This window comes from Arthrobacter sp. NPDC057013, assembly GCF_042674585.1.
GTDB lineage: Bacteria > Actinomycetota > Actinomycetes > Actinomycetales > Micrococcaceae > Arthrobacter.
In genome coordinates this window covers 1-15400 of sequence record NZ_JBHUSE010000003.1, presented here as the reverse complement: position 1 = coordinate 15400, position 15400 = coordinate 1, and the positions used below count along the sequence as shown (strand labels likewise).

Below are 15400 nucleotides of genomic sequence, written 5' to 3'. Positions count from 1 at the left end.
CCTTGAGGGGGTGTCGGTCGCCCGCAGGAATTAACCCAGGGGTGTTACGGACGGGTAGAGCGGGTGGGCTTCGGCCAGGGCCTCTACGCGGGTGCGCAGTCCGGACAGGTCCGCGCCTGCGTCGGCGGTGAGGGCCTCGGCGATGATGTCCGCAACCTCGGCGAAGGCTGCTTCGCCGAAGCCGCGGGTTGCCAAAGCCGGGGTGCCGATGCGCAGGCCGGAGGTGACCATCGGCGGACGTGGATCGAACGGCACGGCGTTGCGGTTGACGGTGATGTCGATGGCGGCGAGCCGGTCTTCGGCCTGCTGACCGTCGAGCTCGCAGTTCCGCAGGTCCACCAGGACCAGGTGGACGTCGGTGCCGCCGGACACCACGGAAATGCCCTTGGCGGCCACATCCGGCTGGACCAGGCGCTCGGCCAGGATCCGGGCACCGGCCAGGACACGTTCCTGGCGTTCCTTGAACTCCTCCGAGGCGGCGATTTTGAAGGCCACGGCCTTACCCGCGATCACGTGCTCCAGCGGACCGCCCTGCTGGCCCGGGAACACCGCAGAGTTGATCTTCTTGGCGACGTCGGCGTCGTTGGTCAGGATGATGCCGCCGCGAGGACCGGCCAGGGTCTTGTGCGTCGTGGACGTCGTGACGTGTGCGTGCGGGACCGGCGAGGGGTGCAGCCCGGCGGCGACGAGCCCGGCGAAATGCGCCATGTCCACCATCAGGTAGGCGCCCACGGAGTCGGCGATCCGGCGGAACTCGGCGAAGTCCAGCTGCCGGGCGTAGGCGGACCAGCCGGCAACGATGAGCTGCGGCTTGTGCTCCTGGGCCAGGCGCTCCACCTCGGCCATGTCGACCCGGTGGTCCTCTTCGCGGACCTGGTAAGGGATCACGTTGTACAGGCGGCCGGAGAAGTTGATCCGCATGCCGTGGGTCAGGTGGCCGCCGTGGGCCAGGTTCAGGCCCATGATGGTGTCGCCCGGCTTGATCAGGGCGTGCATCACCGAGGCGTTCGCCTGCGCGCCGGAGTGCGGCTGCACGTTCGCGTACTCGGCGCCGAACAGGGCCTTCACGCGGTCGATGGCCAGCTGCTCGATCACGTCAACGTGTTCACAGCCGCCGTAGTAGCGCTTGCCCGGGTAGCCTTCGGCGTACTTGTTGGTCAGCACCGACCCCTGCGCCTGCATCACGGCCGCGGCCGTGTGGTTCTCCGACGCGATCATTTCCAGGCCGCCGCGCTGGCGGCCGAGCTCGTCGTCGATCTTCGCTGCGATCTCCGGGTCCAGCTCCGCGAGGTCCGCGTTCAGGCTCGGGGACACGACCTGTTCGAAAGCTGCGGTTGCAGCCAGTGAGGCGCTCACAGCTCGCCGCCGTTCTTGGCAGCGTATTCCTCGGCCGACAGCAGCGGGCCCTCAGAATCAGCGGCCACCTTGAACAGCCAACCCGCACCGTACGGGTCGCTGTTGATCAGGGCGGGGTTCTCGATGACGGTGGGGTTGATCTCCGTGACCTCCCCCGTGACCGGCGCATACAGGTCCGAGACCGACTTCGTGGACTCAACCTCGCCGCAGGTCTCCCCTGCGGTCACAGCCGAGCCGACCTCGGGCAGGTCAACGTAAACGATATCGCCGAGGGCATCAGTGGCCACGGCAGAAATGCCAATGGACACCACATTCCCGTCCCCGCGGGAAACCCACTCATGCTCGTCGGAATACTGCAGTTCAGCGGCAACTTTTGCCATTGTGTTCCTTAATCTCGTTACTTCTGTGGTCGGGTTGGGAGTCCTGGCTACTTCTGCCCTCAAGGGTTCGGCAAGCTCAACCCCCAATGATTGAACTTGCTCCGTCACCTGCCTTGGTTTCGACGGGCTCAACCAGCGGTCAGCGGCCCTCCGCCAGCACCTTTGGCTTTCGAAGGCGCTGATCCCGGCCCGGGGTTGTGTCCTGATAAGCCGCCCAAGGTGAGCTGACAGGGGCCCCTTCGGCCTCGGCATCCGGCAGCATGCGTCTAAGGGAGCGTCACGTCCGCTCAGCGGGCGTCTACGCGACCGAGCATGCAGAGGATGTTTGGGCCGAAGGGCCTGCCGGCCCAGCACTGGGGGGACAGGACAGGACCCCGGGCTACTTTGAGCGCTTGTAGAAAGGCAGTGTGACCACTTCGAACGGCTCCGCCTTGCCCCGCAGGTCGATGTCGAGTGCCGTGCCGGGTTCGGCGCAGGCGACGTCGACATAGGCCATGGCCACCGGGTAGCCGAGGGTCGGGCTGGGCTGGCCGGAGGTGACTTCGCCGACGACGTTGCCGTCCTTGAGGACCGGGTAGTGCCCCCGGCCGGCGCGGCGGCCCAGACCCTTGAGGCCCACAAGCTTGCGGCCCGTGGTGGCACCGGCGCCGGCTTCCTTTTTGGCGGCCAGCGCGGCCTTACCCACGAAGTCGCCTTCCTTAGACAGCGCGACGACGGGGCCCAGGCCGGCGGCGAACGGGTCTCCTTCGAGGGAGAGCTCGTTGCCGTACAGCGGCATGCCGGCTTCAAGTCGGAGCGAATCGCGGGAGGCAAGGCCACAGGGCGTCAACTCACCCTCGTCCGCGATGGCGACGATGGACTGCCAAAGGGCGGTGGCGTCGTCGTTCTCCACGAAGATCTCGAAGCCGTCCTCGCCGGTGTACCCGGTGCGTGCCAGCAGGAGGCTGCGCTCGGCGCCGCCCACCAGGAAGGAAACCTCGACGGCGGCGTAGTACTTCAGCCCGGTCACCAGCTCGTGCTGGGCTGCCGGGACGAGGCGGAGGAGGATCCCTTCGGCCTTGGGACCCTGCACAGCGATCAGCGACGTCTCGGCGGAAACATCCTCGACGGCGACGTCAAAGTTTGCTGCCCGCTGCACCAATGCCTCGGCCACCACCTTGGCGTTGCCGGCGTTGGGGACCACGAGGAATTTCTCGTTCCCGCGGCGGTACACGATGAGGTCGTCGATGATGCCGCCCTCCTCGTTGCAGATCAGGGAGTACTTGGCCTTGCCGACGGCCATGGCGGAGATCTTGCCGGCCAGGGCGTAGTCGAGGAAAGCCGCGGCGTCCGGGCCGGTCACCCAGACTTCGCCCATGTGGGAGAGGTCGAAGATGCCGGCCGCGTTGCGGACGGCCTTGTGCTCGGCCAGTTCGGAGCCGTACTTGAGCGGCATCTGCCAGCCGCCGAAGTCGGTGAACGAGGCGCCCAGCTTCTTGTGCTCCTCGTAAAGGGCAGTGTAGTTCTCAGTCATTGGGGAATCCTTTGTGGGACGAAGTCTAGTTCTCGAACGCTTCGATCGGAGGGCAGGAGCAGACCAGGTTGCGGTCACCTGCGGCTCCGTCGATGCGGCCTACCGGCGGGAAGTACTTGTCCTGGTTGAGGGAGTGCACCGGGAAGACGGCCTGTTCACGCGGGTAGGCCCGGTCCCAGTCAGAGCTGATCGCTGCGGCCGCGGTGTGCGGGGCGTTGCGCAGGGGGCTGTTCTCGACGGTGAAGTCACCGTTGGCAACCTGGTCGATCTCGCCACGGATGCTGATCATGGCCTTGATGAACCGGTCGATTTCCCCCAGGTCCTCCGACTCCGTGGGCTCCACCATCAGGGTGCCGGCCACCGGGAACGCCAGCGTGGGCGCGTGGAAGCCGTAGTCGATCAGGCGCTTGGCCACGTCCTCGGCGGTCACGCCGGTCCGTGCTGTGAGCTCGCGCAGGTCCAGGATGCACTCGTGCGCCACCAGCCCGCCCTCGCCGGTGTAGAGCACGGGGAAGAAGTCGTTGAGGCTGGCCGCCACGTAGTTTGCGGCGAGCAGCGCGGACTTGGTGGCCTCGGCCAGGCCGGCCCCGCCCATGAGCTTCACGTACGCCCAGGAGATGGGCAGCACGCCGGCGGAGCCGAAGCGCGAGGCGGAGATCGGAACGCAGTCGCCTTCGGTCCAGGTGGCCGCGTCGCCCGGCATGAACGGGGCCAGGTGCGCCTTCGCCGCAACAGGTCCGACGCCGGGTCCGCCGCCGCCGTGCGGGATGCAGAACGTCTTGTGCAGGTTCAGGTGTGAGACGTCGCCGCCGAACTTGCCCGGCTGGGCCAGGCCAACGAGGGCGTTGAGGTTTGCCCCATCGATGTACACCTGGCCGCCGGCCGCATGGATGGCGTCGCAGACCTCGCGGACGTCGGCGTCGTACACCCCGTGGGTGGACGGGTAGGTGATCATGATGCAGGACAGGGCGTCCTTGTTGGCCTCGATCTTGGCGTACAGGTCGGTGTGGTCGATCGTGCCGTCGGCCGCAGTGGCCACCACCACGACCTTCATGCCGGCCAGCACGGCCGAGGCCGCGTTGGTGCCATGGGCGGAGGCCGGGATCAGGCAGACGTTGCGCTGCTCGTCGCCGCGGGACAGGTGGTAGCCGCGGATGGCCAGCAGTCCGGCGAGCTCGCCCTGGGAACCGGCGTTCGGCTGGATGGACACCTGGTCATAGCCGGTGATCTCGGTCAGCTGCGCCTCGAGGTCGGCGATCAGCTCGCGCCAGCCGGCGGTCTGGGAATCGGGGGCAAACGGGTGGATCGAGGCGAACTCCGGCCAGGAGATGGCCTCCATCTCGGCCGTGGCGTTCAGCTTCATGGTGCAGGAACCCAGCGGGATCATGGTGCGGTCCAGCGCCAGGTCGCGGTCGGAGAGCTTGCGGATGTAGCGCAGCAGCTGGGTCTCCGAGCGGTGCGTGTTGAACACCGGGTGCTGCAGGTACGCGGAGGAACGTTCGACGGCGGCGTCCAGGACGAAACCGTCGGTCGCCTCCACTGCCTCGGCACCGAAGGCTGCGAGCAGGTCGGCCACGATGGCCGTCGTCGTGGTTTCATCGGCGGAGATGCCGACGGTGTCGGCGTCGATGCTGCGGAGGTTGATGCCCCTCTGCTCGGCGGCGGCGACGATGCCGGCGGCCTTGCCCGGGACGGACACCGTCACGGTGTCGAAGAAGCTGGTGTGCAGGACGTCCAGCCCGGCAGCCTTGAGAGATGCGGCCAGGGTCCTGGCGTGGGCGTGGGCGGTTTCGGCGATCGCCTTCAGGCCCTCCGGCCCGTGGTAGACGGCGTACATGGACGCGACGATGGCCAGCAGTGCCTGCGCGGTGCAGATGTTGGACGTGGCCTTCTCGCGGCGGATGTGCTGTTCGCGGGTCTGCAGCGCCAGGCGGTAGGCCGGGACGCCGGCGTTGTCCTTGGAAACGCCTACCAGGCGGCCGGGCAGGGAGCGTTCAAGACCCTTCTGCACGGCCATGTAGGCCGCGTGCGGGCCGCCGTAGAACAGCGGAACGCCCAGGCGCTGGGCGGAGCCGACGGCGATGTCCGCGCCCTGCTCGCCCGGAGGCGTGATCAGGGTCAGGGCCAGCAGGTCGGCGGCCACGGTGACCAGGGCGCCGCGTTCCTTGGCGGCGGCGATGACCTCGCTGTGGTCGAAGACGCGGCCGGAGACACCGGGCTGCTGGAGGACGACGCCGTTAATGTCGCCGTCGGGCAGTCCCTGGGAAAGGTCGGCGACCTCCACCTCGAAACCAAGCGCCTCGGCGCGGCCCTTGACGACGGCGATGGTCTGCGGCAGGCAGTCCGCGTCCAGGACGGTCTTGCCGTCGTGGGCGGCCTTGTTCTTGTTGGCCCGGCGCATCAGCAGCACGGCCTCAGCCACTGCCGTTGCTTCGTCCAGCAGCGAGGCGTTGGCGATGGGCAGGCCCACGAGGTCCTGGACCATGGTCTGGAAGTTCAGCAGCGCCTCGAGCCGGCCCTGGGAAATCTCCGGCTGGTACGGGGTGTAGGCCGTGTACCAGGCGGGTGCTTCAAGGATGTTGCGGCGGATCACCGGGGGCGTCACGGTGTCGTAGTAGCCCTGGCCGATCATCTGGACGGCGGTCTTGTTCTTGGCCGCGAGCTTACGGAGTTCGGCCAGGGCTTCAACCTCGCTCAGCGCCGGAGCGAGCTGCAGCGCGGAGTCCTGGCGGATGTCGTTCGGCACCGCCGTATCAACCAGCGCGTCGACGGTGTCGTAGCCGACGGCCTTGAGCATGGCTTCGACGTCGGCCTGGCGGCGGGCGCCAATGTGCCGGTCGACGAAGGACGAGGAGGCTGAATTAACGGTCAAAAGGAACTCCATAACTAAGGCGGCGCAGGGTACGCCACATTGATTCGGGTTCCTCCCCGCTCTGTATTGGACCTGAGAGTTTCCGCGTTGCTGCACTTTCGCACAGCACCGCTTGCACCGTCGGTGAGCACAGCATGCCCTGAACCATCCGCACGAAGGCGGAACATGGCGGGCGGGCAGCCTGCTGCTTTCCAGAGTTGCCTTGCCGCGGCGGTACATGGGCCTGAGAGATTCCTGGGGAGGTTTTGCTCCTACGGCGCCTGCTTGTACCTACTTGCAGGACTCTCCCGCCGCAGATCAAAGGCTTATTCAATTGAGCGGTGACAGCTGTCACAGAGGCTATTGTCCTACGCCGGGAACGCGTCTGCAAACTGTGGCAGCGTGGGTTGGCACACGCCACTCACCGCCTGAGGCGGTCAAGGGCGGCAAGGAGGCTTTCGACGTCGGCCGCGGTCTCGGACGGCGACGCTGCCGGCCCGATGGACAGCATGGCGTTGAAATAGAGTCCGTCACCCATGTACAGGACGGCCCTGGCCAGGCCCGGCCCGACGTCGCGGGCGATCTCGTCCAGCCACCGCTGCTGGATGTGCGCGAACCGGCGCCGGGTCCCCTCGTGCGCCACCTCGGCCAACCGCGTCGCGGCAACGATGGCACGGTCCAGCGGGGTGTCCGCCCAGACGGACGACCTGATGAAGTAGGCGGCCGCACCCTCGGTGGCCGCAGCCATGGCCTGCGCGTCCGCCTCCGCGAACTCATCGAGCCGGTCCAGCAGGGCACCGATCAGCGCTTCCTTGTTCGGAAAGTGGTACAGGAGCCCGCCCTTGGATACACCCGCCCGAGCAGCCACGGCGTCAAGGGTGGCTGCACGTTCCCCCACCTCAATCAGGAGGGATTCAAACGCGTCGAGGACTGCGCCGCGGGCGACCGGTTTTCTGGGCATGGCTTCCATCATGCCGGTTCCGGGCCGGGGTTTATAACTATACCGTCCGGACGGTATAGTTAACTCATGACCCTGCATCCAGCCCTTTCCCCGGAGCGCACTCCCGCAAGCCAGGCCGGCGGCGTGCGCGACTGGTTCGCCCTGGCCCTGCTGATGTTCCCGGTCCTCCTGGTGGCCGTGGACAACACCGCGCTGACGTTTGCCCTTCCGGCGATCGCCCGCAGCCTCGACCCCACGGGCGTGCAGCTGTTGTGGATAGTGGACGCCTATGCCCTTGTCCTCGCCGGACTCCTGGTGGCTATGGGCAGCCTCGGCGACAGAATCGGGCGCCGCCGGCTGCTGCTGGTCGGCATTTCGGGTTTCGCGCTGGTCTCGGCGGCGTCGGCCTTTGCCCCGAGCGCCGAATGGCTGATTGCCGGCCGCGCGGCCATGGGATTCTTCGGCGCCACGCTCATGCCGTCCACACTTTCCCTGATCCGCAACATTTTCCGGGAGCCCGGCCGGCGGAGGCTGGCGGTGGCCATCTGGGCCGCGGGCTTCTCCGGCGGCGCTGCGCTGGGTCCGATTTTTGGCGGCTGGCTCGTGGAGCATTTCCGGTGGGGCGCCGTCCTGCTCGTGGCCGTGCCCATCATGCTGCCGCCGCTGGTTCTGGGCCGCTTCCTCATTCCGGAATCCAGGGACCCCAACCCGGGCAAAGTGGACCTGGCCAGCGTGGCGCTGTCCATGCTGACCATGGCGCCTGTGGTCTACGGCATCAAGGAACTGGCCACGCATGGACCGGGCGTGACGTCGCTCGGAGTCCTGGCGTTTGGACTGGCCACGGGCCTTGTGTTCATCCGCCGCCAGCAGGCCCTCGCGTCCCGGATGGTGGACACATCCCCGCTGCTGGACATGTCACTGTTCAGGAACCGCGTGTTCAGCACGGCGATCACGGCGAACATCCTGGCCCTGTTCTCCTACAACGGCTTCATCCTGTTCCTGGCCCAGCACCTGCAGCTGCTCGAGGGAATGTCGCCGTCAGAGTCGGGCACCGCCATGCTGCCGGCCCTGACGGCCACCGTGGTGGCGGGCCTGCTCGTGGTTCCGCTGGTCCGGAAGGTCCGGCCGGGCTTTGTGGTGGCGGCGGGACTGGCGCTGAGCGCCGCCGGGTACTGCATAGTTGCGTTCGGGAATCACGACGCCGGGCCCACCGCGCTGTTGGCCGCCCTCCTCATCCTGGCGCTGGGTGTGGGGTCGGCGGAGACTATCTCGAACGATCTGATTCTGGGAGCGGTCCCGGCGGAGAAAGCGGGAGCGGCTGCGGCGATTTCCGAGACGGGCTACGAAGTGGGATCGCTCCTCGGGACAGCCATCCTGGGGTCCATCCTCACTGCGTCATACCAGCAGCACCTCACCCTGCCCGGGGCTGTGGCGCAGACGGTCCCTGCCGGGTCAGCGGACCAGGCCAGGGAAACGCTGGCGGGCGCCATGGAGGTCGCCGGATCCCTGCCGGCCCCGCTGGCCGAGGGGCTTAAGGCGGCTGCCCGGGCGGCGTTCGATTCCGGCGTCCATATCACTGCGGCGATTGCGCTGGTACTGATGGCCGCAGCGTCGGTGCTGGCCGCCGTCGTTCTTCGCCGGATTCCGCACGCAAAGTAAACCGGCCGGACGCAAGGCCGCCGGCACAGAAAAGGGCAGCCCGGGAGAATTTTTCTCCGGGGCTGCCCTTTGCCGTCGGCGCGGGTATATCCAGCCGGCCCGCTACTTGACGTCAGGGTGCGTGACGCTGGCGGACGCCTTCATGTTCTCGGCACCCACCATCCACGCGTACTGCTCGAGCTTTTCAATGAAGGTGTGCAGCAGGTCCGCGGTGGTGGGGTCTTCCTCATCCACCTCGTCATGAACCTTGCGCATGGTGCCCACTGCCGCTTCGAGTGCCGCCACGATACGGTCGATCGCATCCTTGGTGTTGATGAGCCCGTCCGGGAACTGCGGAAGGTGGGTCGCCTTCGCCACGGTGGCGCTGCGCCCGTCGGGCAGGGCATGCAGGGCACGCATGCGCTCGGCGATGTCATCGGCGAAGGCGCGGGCGGCGTCCACGATCTCGTCGAGCTGAAGGTGCAGATCCCTGAAGTTGGTTCCAACAATATTCCAGTGCGCCTGCTTGCCCTGGATGTGCAGTTCGATCAGGTCCGTTAGGACGGCCTGCATGTTATTGGTCAGTGTCGGTGAAGCCTTCATGAATCCTCCTCGATTGGTCCAGTGGTCTCGACGCTACCGCAGCCGTGCCGGCACGGGGAGCGTCGGCGAGCGAATTTCACGATCAGCTTACTTACTACTTGGCGGGTCATAAATGATCGGCATTCAAATACCCCTTGCCACACCCGCGCGGCACGTGCATACTAAATGAACGTCATTCATTTAGTGACGGTCGTCTCACTGGAGTAATCATCATCATGATCGAAATAACCTGCCTCAACGCGCCTGCTTCGCTCGCCCGGACAGCGCCGTCCGGCCGCCCCGCCCTGAGGGTCGGCCTCGTGCAGCACCGCTGGCACAGCAGCGAAGCCGCACTCCGCGCCGAACTCAACGACGGCATCGACCGGGCCGCAGGGCTGGGCGCCACCGTGGTGTTCCTGCCCGAACTCACCCTCTCCCGCTACCCCGCAGACCAGGTTCCGGAGAATGACCTCGCACGGCAGGGCCAGGACCGGCCCCGCCCCTCCGACGGCGCCGAGGACCTGCTGACCGGCCCCACCTTCCGCTTCGCAGCCGAGGCCGCCCGCCGGAACGGCATCACCGTCCACGCCTCGCTCTACCAGCACGCCGGCAACCCGGACGGCTCGGATGACGGCCTCGGGCTGAACACCTCCATCCTCGTGTCCCCGGCCGGCGAGCTCCTGGCCCGTACGCACAAGCTGCACATCCCGGTGACCGCCGGATACTACGAGGACAAGTTCTTCCGCCAGGGCCCGGTGTCCGGGGACGCCTACCAGGTCCACGCCCCGGCCGAACTCGGCGGCGCCCGGCTGGGCATGCCCACCTGCTGGGACGAATGGTTCCCCGAACTGGCCCGCATGTACTCCCTCGGCGGCGCCGAGCTGCTGGTCTACCCGACGGCGATCGGTTCAGAACCGCTGTTCCCGGACTTTGACACCCAACCCCTCTGGCAGCAGGTCATTGTGGGCAACGGCATCGCGAACGGCCTGTTCATGGTGGTCCCGAACCGCTGGGGCCAGGAAGGCAGCCTGAACTTCTACGGCTCCTCCTTCATCTCCGACCCCTACGGACGCATCCTGGTCCAGGCTCCGCGCGACGAGTCTGCGGTCCTCGTGGCCGACCTCGACCTGGACCAGCGCAAGGACTGGCTGACGCTGTTCCCTTTCCTCACCACCCGCCGCCCGGACACCTACGACCGGCTCACCGAACCGGTCCGACCCGAGGAGCCGTTTGGCACCGAAATCGCGGCGAATGTGGAGGTAAACGCATGAGCACGTGGCGCATGCCGGCGGAGACGGCGCGCCAGGAGCGGCTCTGGATGGCCTTCCCCACGGGCGGCTACACCCTCGGCGACACCGCGGAGGCGGCGCACGCCGCCCGTTCCGTCTGGGCCGCCGTCGCGAACGCCGCCGTCGAGTTTGAACCGGTCACCATGGTGGTGGACCCGTCCGACGTCGGAACCGCCGCCCGCTACCTTGCCCCCGCCGTCGAGGTGCTGACGGCGGAACTCAACGACGCCTGGATGCGCGACATCGGCCCGACGTTTGTGCTGGACGGAAACGGCGCCCTGGGCGCCGTCGACTGGGTCTTCAACGGCTGGGGTGCCCAGGACTGGGCCAGCTGGGACAAGGATTCCCTGGTCGCCGCCGAAGTTGCAGGCCGGTCCCGCGCCCGGCACCTCGTGTCCGAACTGGTCAACGAGGGCGGCGGCATCCAGGTGGACGGCGAGGGCACGGTTCTGGTCACCGAGACGGTGCAGCTGGATCCGGGCCGTAATCCCGGACTCAGCAAGGCCGACGTCGAGGCCGAACTGGCCAGGACCATCGGCGCCAAAAAGGTCATCTGGCTGCCGCGCGGGCTCACCCGCGACTCACAGCGGTTCGGAACGCGCGGGCACGTGGACATCGTTGCCGCCATCCCGTCCCCGGGCACACTGCTGGTCCACTCCCAGCAGAACCCCGCCCACCCGGACTACGAGGTGAGCCGGGAAATCATCAGCTTCCTGTCCTCCACCACGGACGCTGCCGGCCGGGAATGGAGGATCATCGAGGTCCCGGCGCCCGTCGCCCTGACGGATCCGGAAGGTTTCGTGGACTACAGCTACATCAACCACGTTGTGGTCAACGGCGGCGTCATCGCCTGCACGTTCTCCGACCCCAACGACGAGAAGGCACTCCGCATCATCGCGGACGCATATCCCGGGCGCAAGGTGGTGGGCATCGATGCCCGCGAATTCTTCGCCCGCGGCGGGGGAATCCACTGCATCACCCAGCAGCAGCCCGCTGCCGCCTAGAAAGGGCCTGTCATGAGCCAAACCACGAGCATCCAGCCCGACGGGAAGAGCTCTTCCCCGGCCGGCGAAGCAACGCACGGCATCACCGGGAAGGGCCTGAAGGGCGGGCAGCTGGGCCTCCTGGCCGTCGTCGTCCTGGGTATATCCTCGGTGGCTCCGGCCTACAGCCTCACCAGTTCGTTGGGGCCTGCCGTCGGGACCGTGGGCGTGCAGTTGCCGGCGATCTTTATCGTCGCCTTTATCCCGATGATCCTGGTGGCATTCGCCTACCGCGAGCTGAACGCCGACTCCCCGGACAGCGGGACCACGTTCACGTGGACCACAAAAGCGTTCGGCCCCTTCGTCGGCTGGCTGGGCGGCTGGGGCCTGCTCGCCGCGAACATCATTGTTTTGTCCAACCTGGCAGGCGTCGCGGTGGACTTCTTCTATCTCTTCCTGGCCCAGGTGTTCAACAACCCCGGGCTCGCGGACCTGACCTCCAACACGGCAGTCAACATTGCCACCTGCCTCACGTTCGTGGCTCTGGCCGTCTGGGTCAGCTACCGCGGCCTGCACGCCACCAAGCTCGTGCAGTACAGCCTGGTCGGTTTTCAGGTCCTGGTCCTGGTCCTGTTCATCATCATGGCGCTCACGCATGCAGCGTCCGGTGACGCCGGTACATCCCTCGCGTTCAGTTGGGACTGGTTCAACCCCGCGAAGATCGAGAGCTTCGAGCAGTTCACCGCCGGCATGTCACTGGCCGTCTTTGTCTACTGGGGCTGGGACGTGTGCTTGACGGTGAATGAGGAAACCAAGGGCGGCAGGGGCACAGCGGGCAAGGCGGGAACCACGACGGCGGTCGCCGTCCTGGCCCTCTACCTCGCCGTGATCGTGGCCACCATGATGGTGGCCGGCACGGGCGCCGACGGCATTGGCCTGAACAACCCGGACAACCAGTCGAATATCTTCGCGGCCCTGGCCTCGCCGGTCATGGGTCCGCTGGCCATCCTCATGTCTCTCGCCGTGCTCTCCGGCACCGCCTCGTCCCTGCAGTCCACGATGGCCTCCCCGGCACGCAGCCTGCTGGCGATGGGCCACTACGGCGCGCTCCCGCCGCGTTTCGCGTCGGTCAGCAAGCGCTTCGGGTCCCCCGGCTTCGCAACGCTGGTCGCGGGCGGGATCTCCGGCGGCTTCTACGCGGTCATGAAGGTGGTCAGCGAGAACGTCCTCAACGACACCATCCTGGCGCTGGGCCTGATGATCTGCTTCTACTACGGCCTCACCGCCTTCGCCTGCACGTGGTACTTCCGGCACAGCCTGTTCTCCAGCGTCCGCAACTTCTTCATGCGGCTGCTGTTCCCCATGCTGGGCGGACTGGTCCTCACCGTCGTCTTCATCCAGACGGCCGTGGACAGCTGGGCCCCGGAATTCGGCAGTGGTTCGGAGATCTTCGGCGTGGGGCTCGTGTTCGTGCTCGGCGTGGGGATTCTGGCCCTCGGGGTCGTCCTCATGCTGGTGATGTCGCGGCTGCGGCCCGGCTACTTCCGCGGGGACACCATCCGCCAGGACACCCCGGCACTGGTGGTTCCCGAATAGCGGCTGGTCCCCGAATAGCGCCATCCACCTGCAGCGATGCCCCGCTTCCCGGTCCGGGAGGCGGGGCATCGCTGTATCTAATTCTGCTCCCCTACTGCGGGCATCTCACCAGTAGCGGGCTCACCAGTAGTGGGCGACGTCGACGACAAGCCGGGAACCGGAGCCGGGACCATCCAGGGTGTACACCTTGAACGGCAGCCGGGCACGAACGCCCAGGCCAAGGGTGGTGTAGCCCTCGAAGCTGCCGGCCCACGCCACCTGCCGGAACGTGTGATACCCGGACACATTGGTTACCTCGGACCGGTTGGCCGGGTTGAAGGTGGCCTTGCCCGTGGCATTGTCATAGGCCGGCGAGTTGATGGTGAGCTGCAGGAATGCGCGGCCGCGGAGCTTGAGCGGCAGGCCGGAGCCTTCCTGTGCCACCTCGGAAACGTAGCGGACGTTGTAGCCCTTGGCTTTGCCCTTGAGGTCGATCACGAGGCGGTCAAAGCAGTAGTGCTGCCCGGTGCGGACGTTGGTGATGGCTGCCGTGCTCATGGTCTTGTCAGCCTTCGCCAGCGAGCCCCACACCTGCCCGCAGTAGGAGGCTGCCGAGGCGGAGCCCGGAGCCAGCAGGCCCAGTCCAACAGCCAGGAGGATGACTGTGAGCCAGGCGGGAATTTTTTTCATTTGGCCACCCCTTTCGAGTGAGTATTTGGATAGCTCCAGAGTAGGAGCGCCAAAAGCGCTAAACGAGGGATGTGGCCGGTTCGGGGCGCAACCGTTAATCTCGCAAAATACGGGTCACGGGGCCGTAAATTCCGAGCCTGCTTTTAAGGGCTTCGAGAGGCGTTCGTGGCCGTTTCTCCATGCTTCCGTTACCGCAGGTAACGGGGCCTTGCCGGCCCCGAAGCGGGCGTGATCGCGGGCACAATAAAGCGAGGCGCCGGCCTCCCCATCGGGGAGCCGGCGCCTCGCGTGGCTTTGCTCTGGCGGCTGCCTGGCTATGAAGGCTGCCGCGCCGCAAGGCAGGACATGCGCAGAGGATTGTCCCGCTTAGCCTTCGCAGTCGTGGCAGTACTTCATGCCGTTCTTTTCCTTGGCGACCTGGGACCGGTGACGGACCAGGAAGCAGGAGCCGCAGGTGAACTCGTCGGACTGCTCAGGAACGACGATAACCGTCAGTTCCTCGTTGGAAAGATCGGCGCCCGGAAGGTCGATTCCTTCGGCGGTGTCATTCTCATCGACGTCGATAACGGCGGTCTGGGCACCGCCGCCGCGGGACGCCTGGAGTGCCTCCAGGGATTCGGAGGGAGACTCTTCTTCTGTCTTGCGTGGGGCGTCGTAATCGGTAGCCATAGCGTTGTTCACTTTCGTTGCTGCACAGCGCCATTCAGGCACCTCAGTGAAGCAGTTTAGGTCATAAAGCGGCGACGTCAAGAATAGTGTGGCCAACGCGACACTAATTGGTCTTTTCCGCCTGTTCAGGGGCCTTGGCGGCGGAATTTTCGTGCGTCCTGAGGGCGCGGTCTTCCGCGACGGCGACGCCGCTGAGCGGAGGCAGCCACGCCCACCGGGTGACCTCCTGGAGGGCATCGTTGGCCTGCCCGGCAGTGTCAGGAACCGGCGGGAAGAACAGGGCGTCCGCGAGCGCCGCACGTACCCTGGTGAGCAACTCTGTGATGGTCATGCCGCCAAGCTATGCGGCCGGTGTTGTGGGCACGTTTCGGCCGCATCTCCGGGCGGTTAAGTGCAGAGACTCGGCCGCGCCCCAGCGCGGACCCTGTTGCCTCAAGTCAATACCTCCGCGAAGGGGCATACGTTGCGTCATTGGAAAACCTCCGGTTGGGTCGGCGGTTCCAGTCCCCGTTGACTGGCGGTTTGATGGGCGCTGGCTGCTTGGCGGTGGCGAGGGTTCCGAGTTGCCCGGTGAGGGCCAGGATCTGCCGGGACAGGGCGGCGGGTCTGACTTTCCGGTATTCGGCGTTCATGCGCGTTGCTGCCTTCCTTTCGGTGTGAGGATCGGCGGCCGCGCGCCGGTGCGGGGTCGCCGGCGCGTCATGGATCTTTGTCACCTTGGCCCCGAGGCGGGTCTTGGATACGAGCTTCTGCTGGGGAAGCAGGTAGTTGGTGAAGGTACGGTCCAGCTCCCAGATTTGGTTCAGCAGCTCAAGTTCCGCGGCAGTGTCATAGCGCAGGTAGCCAACCAGCTCACGGACCCTCGACCAGTTTTTCTGCTCGACGTGGGCCCCGTCGTTCTTGTTATAGGGACGTGAGCGGGTGAAAGTGATCC

At 66.5% G+C, this 15400-nt stretch carries 13 protein-coding genes, 1 pseudogene and 1 riboswitch; of the genes and pseudogenes, 4 read left to right on the top strand and 10 right to left on the bottom strand.

All coding sequences use genetic code 11. From position 1 onward, the window contains the following. Positions 1 to 30: 30 nt before the first annotated feature. The 5 genes from glyA to ACFTSA_RS05630 form a co-directional block, all read right to left on the bottom strand. The gene (glyA, locus tag ACFTSA_RS05650; protein ID WP_377950260.1) at positions 31 to 1356 is read right to left on the bottom strand and encodes a serine hydroxymethyltransferase; all 1326 of its coding nucleotides are present in this window, start codon (positions 1354 to 1356) and stop codon (positions 31 to 33) included. Then, the gene (gene gcvH, locus ACFTSA_RS05645) at positions 1353 to 1736 is read right to left on the bottom strand and encodes a glycine cleavage system protein GcvH (RefSeq protein WP_377950258.1); all 384 of its coding nucleotides are present in this window, start codon (positions 1734 to 1736) and stop codon (positions 1353 to 1355) included. The genes glyA and gcvH overlap by 4 nt, the downstream gene beginning before the upstream one ends. Before the next feature lie 379 nt (positions 1737 to 2115). Beyond that, entirely contained in the window at positions 2116 to 3249 is a 1134-nt protein-coding gene (gcvT, locus tag ACFTSA_RS05640) for a glycine cleavage system aminomethyltransferase GcvT (protein ID WP_377950257.1), read from the bottom strand. Positions 3250 to 3274: 25 nt separating this feature from the next. After that, positions 3275 to 6133 carry an aminomethyl-transferring glycine dehydrogenase gene (gene gcvP, locus ACFTSA_RS05635; protein ID WP_377950255.1) on the bottom strand — a complete coding sequence of 953 codons (2859 nt, stop codon included), beginning with the start codon at positions 6131 to 6133 and terminating at the stop codon, positions 3275 to 3277. Between the two features lie 189 nt (positions 6134 to 6322). Next, a riboswitch (glycine riboswitch) is annotated at positions 6323 to 6421 on the bottom strand. Between the two features lie 100 nt (positions 6422 to 6521). Further along, the gene (locus ACFTSA_RS05630) at positions 6522 to 7061 is read right to left on the bottom strand and encodes a TetR/AcrR family transcriptional regulator (protein ID WP_377950253.1); all 540 of its coding nucleotides are present in this window, start codon (positions 7059 to 7061) and stop codon (positions 6522 to 6524) included. Between the two features lie 66 nt (positions 7062 to 7127). Here ACFTSA_RS05630 and ACFTSA_RS05625 point away from each other — a divergent pair, with 66 nt between their 5' ends. Continuing rightward, positions 7128 to 8699 (top strand): MFS transporter, encoded by a 1572-nt coding sequence (locus ACFTSA_RS05625; RefSeq protein ID WP_377950252.1) that lies wholly within the window; start codon positions 7128 to 7130, stop codon positions 8697 to 8699. A 102-nt stretch (positions 8700 to 8801) separates the two neighbouring features. Here ACFTSA_RS05625 and ACFTSA_RS05620 read toward each other — a convergent pair whose 3' ends face one another. Beyond that, the gene (locus tag ACFTSA_RS05620; RefSeq protein ID WP_377950250.1) at positions 8802 to 9281 is read right to left on the bottom strand and encodes a Dps family protein; all 480 of its coding nucleotides are present in this window, start codon (positions 9279 to 9281) and stop codon (positions 8802 to 8804) included. A gap of 215 nt (positions 9282 to 9496) precedes the next feature. Between ACFTSA_RS05620 and ACFTSA_RS05615 the strand changes: the two genes are divergently transcribed. Genes ACFTSA_RS05615 through ACFTSA_RS05605 form a run of 3 tightly spaced genes read left to right on the top strand, consistent with a single transcriptional unit; the run spans position 9497 to position 13128 of the window. Further along, a complete protein-coding gene (locus ACFTSA_RS05615; protein WP_377950249.1) occupies positions 9497 to 10531 on the top strand; it encodes a nitrilase-related carbon-nitrogen hydrolase in 1035 nt (344 codons plus the stop codon). Beyond that, the gene (locus tag ACFTSA_RS05610) at positions 10528 to 11553 is read left to right on the top strand and encodes an agmatine/peptidylarginine deiminase (protein ID WP_377950247.1); all 1026 of its coding nucleotides are present in this window, start codon (positions 10528 to 10530) and stop codon (positions 11551 to 11553) included. The genes ACFTSA_RS05615 and ACFTSA_RS05610 overlap by 4 nt, the downstream gene beginning before the upstream one ends. 12 nt (positions 11554 to 11565) lie before the next feature. Beyond that, entirely contained in the window at positions 11566 to 13128 is a 1563-nt protein-coding gene (locus ACFTSA_RS05605) for an APC family permease (RefSeq protein ID WP_377950246.1), read from the top strand. 120 nt (positions 13129 to 13248) lie between these two features. On the opposite strand, the gene ACFTSA_RS05600 is transcribed toward ACFTSA_RS05605, so the two are convergent. From ACFTSA_RS05600 to ACFTSA_RS05585, 4 genes and pseudogenes are all read right to left on the bottom strand, one after another. After that, on the bottom strand, positions 13249 to 13797 hold the full coding sequence (locus ACFTSA_RS05600) for a hypothetical protein (protein WP_377950245.1): 549 nt from the start codon (positions 13795 to 13797) through the stop codon (positions 13249 to 13251). A gap of 366 nt (positions 13798 to 14163) precedes the next feature. Then, a complete protein-coding gene (locus ACFTSA_RS05595) occupies positions 14164 to 14466 on the bottom strand; it encodes a DUF4193 domain-containing protein (RefSeq protein WP_076798765.1) in 303 nt (100 codons plus the stop codon). A 103-nt stretch (positions 14467 to 14569) separates the two neighbouring features. Next, the gene (locus ACFTSA_RS05590) at positions 14570 to 14797 is read right to left on the bottom strand and encodes a hypothetical protein (protein ID WP_377950244.1); all 228 of its coding nucleotides are present in this window, start codon (positions 14795 to 14797) and stop codon (positions 14570 to 14572) included. A gap of 106 nt (positions 14798 to 14903) precedes the next feature. Further along, positions 14904 to 15400, bottom strand: a pseudogene (locus ACFTSA_RS05585) (integrase); the annotation flags it as partial.

What these genes read in the sequence shown, in the direction of transcription:
- ACFTSA_RS05605 (WP_377950246.1), top strand. Translation starts at nt 11,566, where the DNA reads ATGAGCCAAACCACGAGCATCCAGCCCGACGGGAAGAGCTCTTCCCCG.
- ACFTSA_RS05615 (WP_377950249.1), top strand. Translation starts at nt 9,497, where the DNA reads ATGATCGAAATAACCTGCCTCAACGCGCCTGCTTCGCTCGCCCGGACA.
- gcvT (WP_377950257.1), bottom strand. Translation starts at nt 3,249, where the DNA reads ATGACTGAGAACTACACTGCCCTTTACGAGGAGCACAAGAAGCTGGGC.
- ACFTSA_RS05590 (WP_377950244.1), bottom strand. Translation starts at nt 14,797, where the DNA reads ATGACCATCACAGAGTTGCTCACCAGGGTACGTGCGGCGCTCGCGGAC.
- ACFTSA_RS05620 (WP_377950250.1), bottom strand. Translation starts at nt 9,281, where the DNA reads ATGAAGGCTTCACCGACACTGACCAATAACATGCAGGCCGTCCTAACG.
- gcvP (WP_377950255.1), bottom strand. Translation starts at nt 6,133, where the DNA reads ATGGAGTTCCTTTTGACCGTTAATTCAGCCTCCTCGTCCTTCGTCGAC.
- ACFTSA_RS05630 (WP_377950253.1), bottom strand. Translation starts at nt 7,061, where the DNA reads ATGCCCAGAAAACCGGTCGCCCGCGGCGCAGTCCTCGACGCGTTTGAA.
- ACFTSA_RS05610 (WP_377950247.1), top strand. Translation starts at nt 10,528, where the DNA reads ATGAGCACGTGGCGCATGCCGGCGGAGACGGCGCGCCAGGAGCGGCTC.
- ACFTSA_RS05600 (WP_377950245.1), bottom strand. Translation starts at nt 13,797, where the DNA reads ATGAAAAAAATTCCCGCCTGGCTCACAGTCATCCTCCTGGCTGTTGGA.
- ACFTSA_RS05595 (WP_076798765.1), bottom strand. Translation starts at nt 14,466, where the DNA reads ATGGCTACCGATTACGACGCCCCACGCAAGACAGAAGAAGAGTCTCCC.
- ACFTSA_RS05625 (WP_377950252.1), top strand. Translation starts at nt 7,128, where the DNA reads ATGACCCTGCATCCAGCCCTTTCCCCGGAGCGCACTCCCGCAAGCCAG.
- gcvH (WP_377950258.1), bottom strand. Translation starts at nt 1,736, where the DNA reads ATGGCAAAAGTTGCCGCTGAACTGCAGTATTCCGACGAGCATGAGTGG.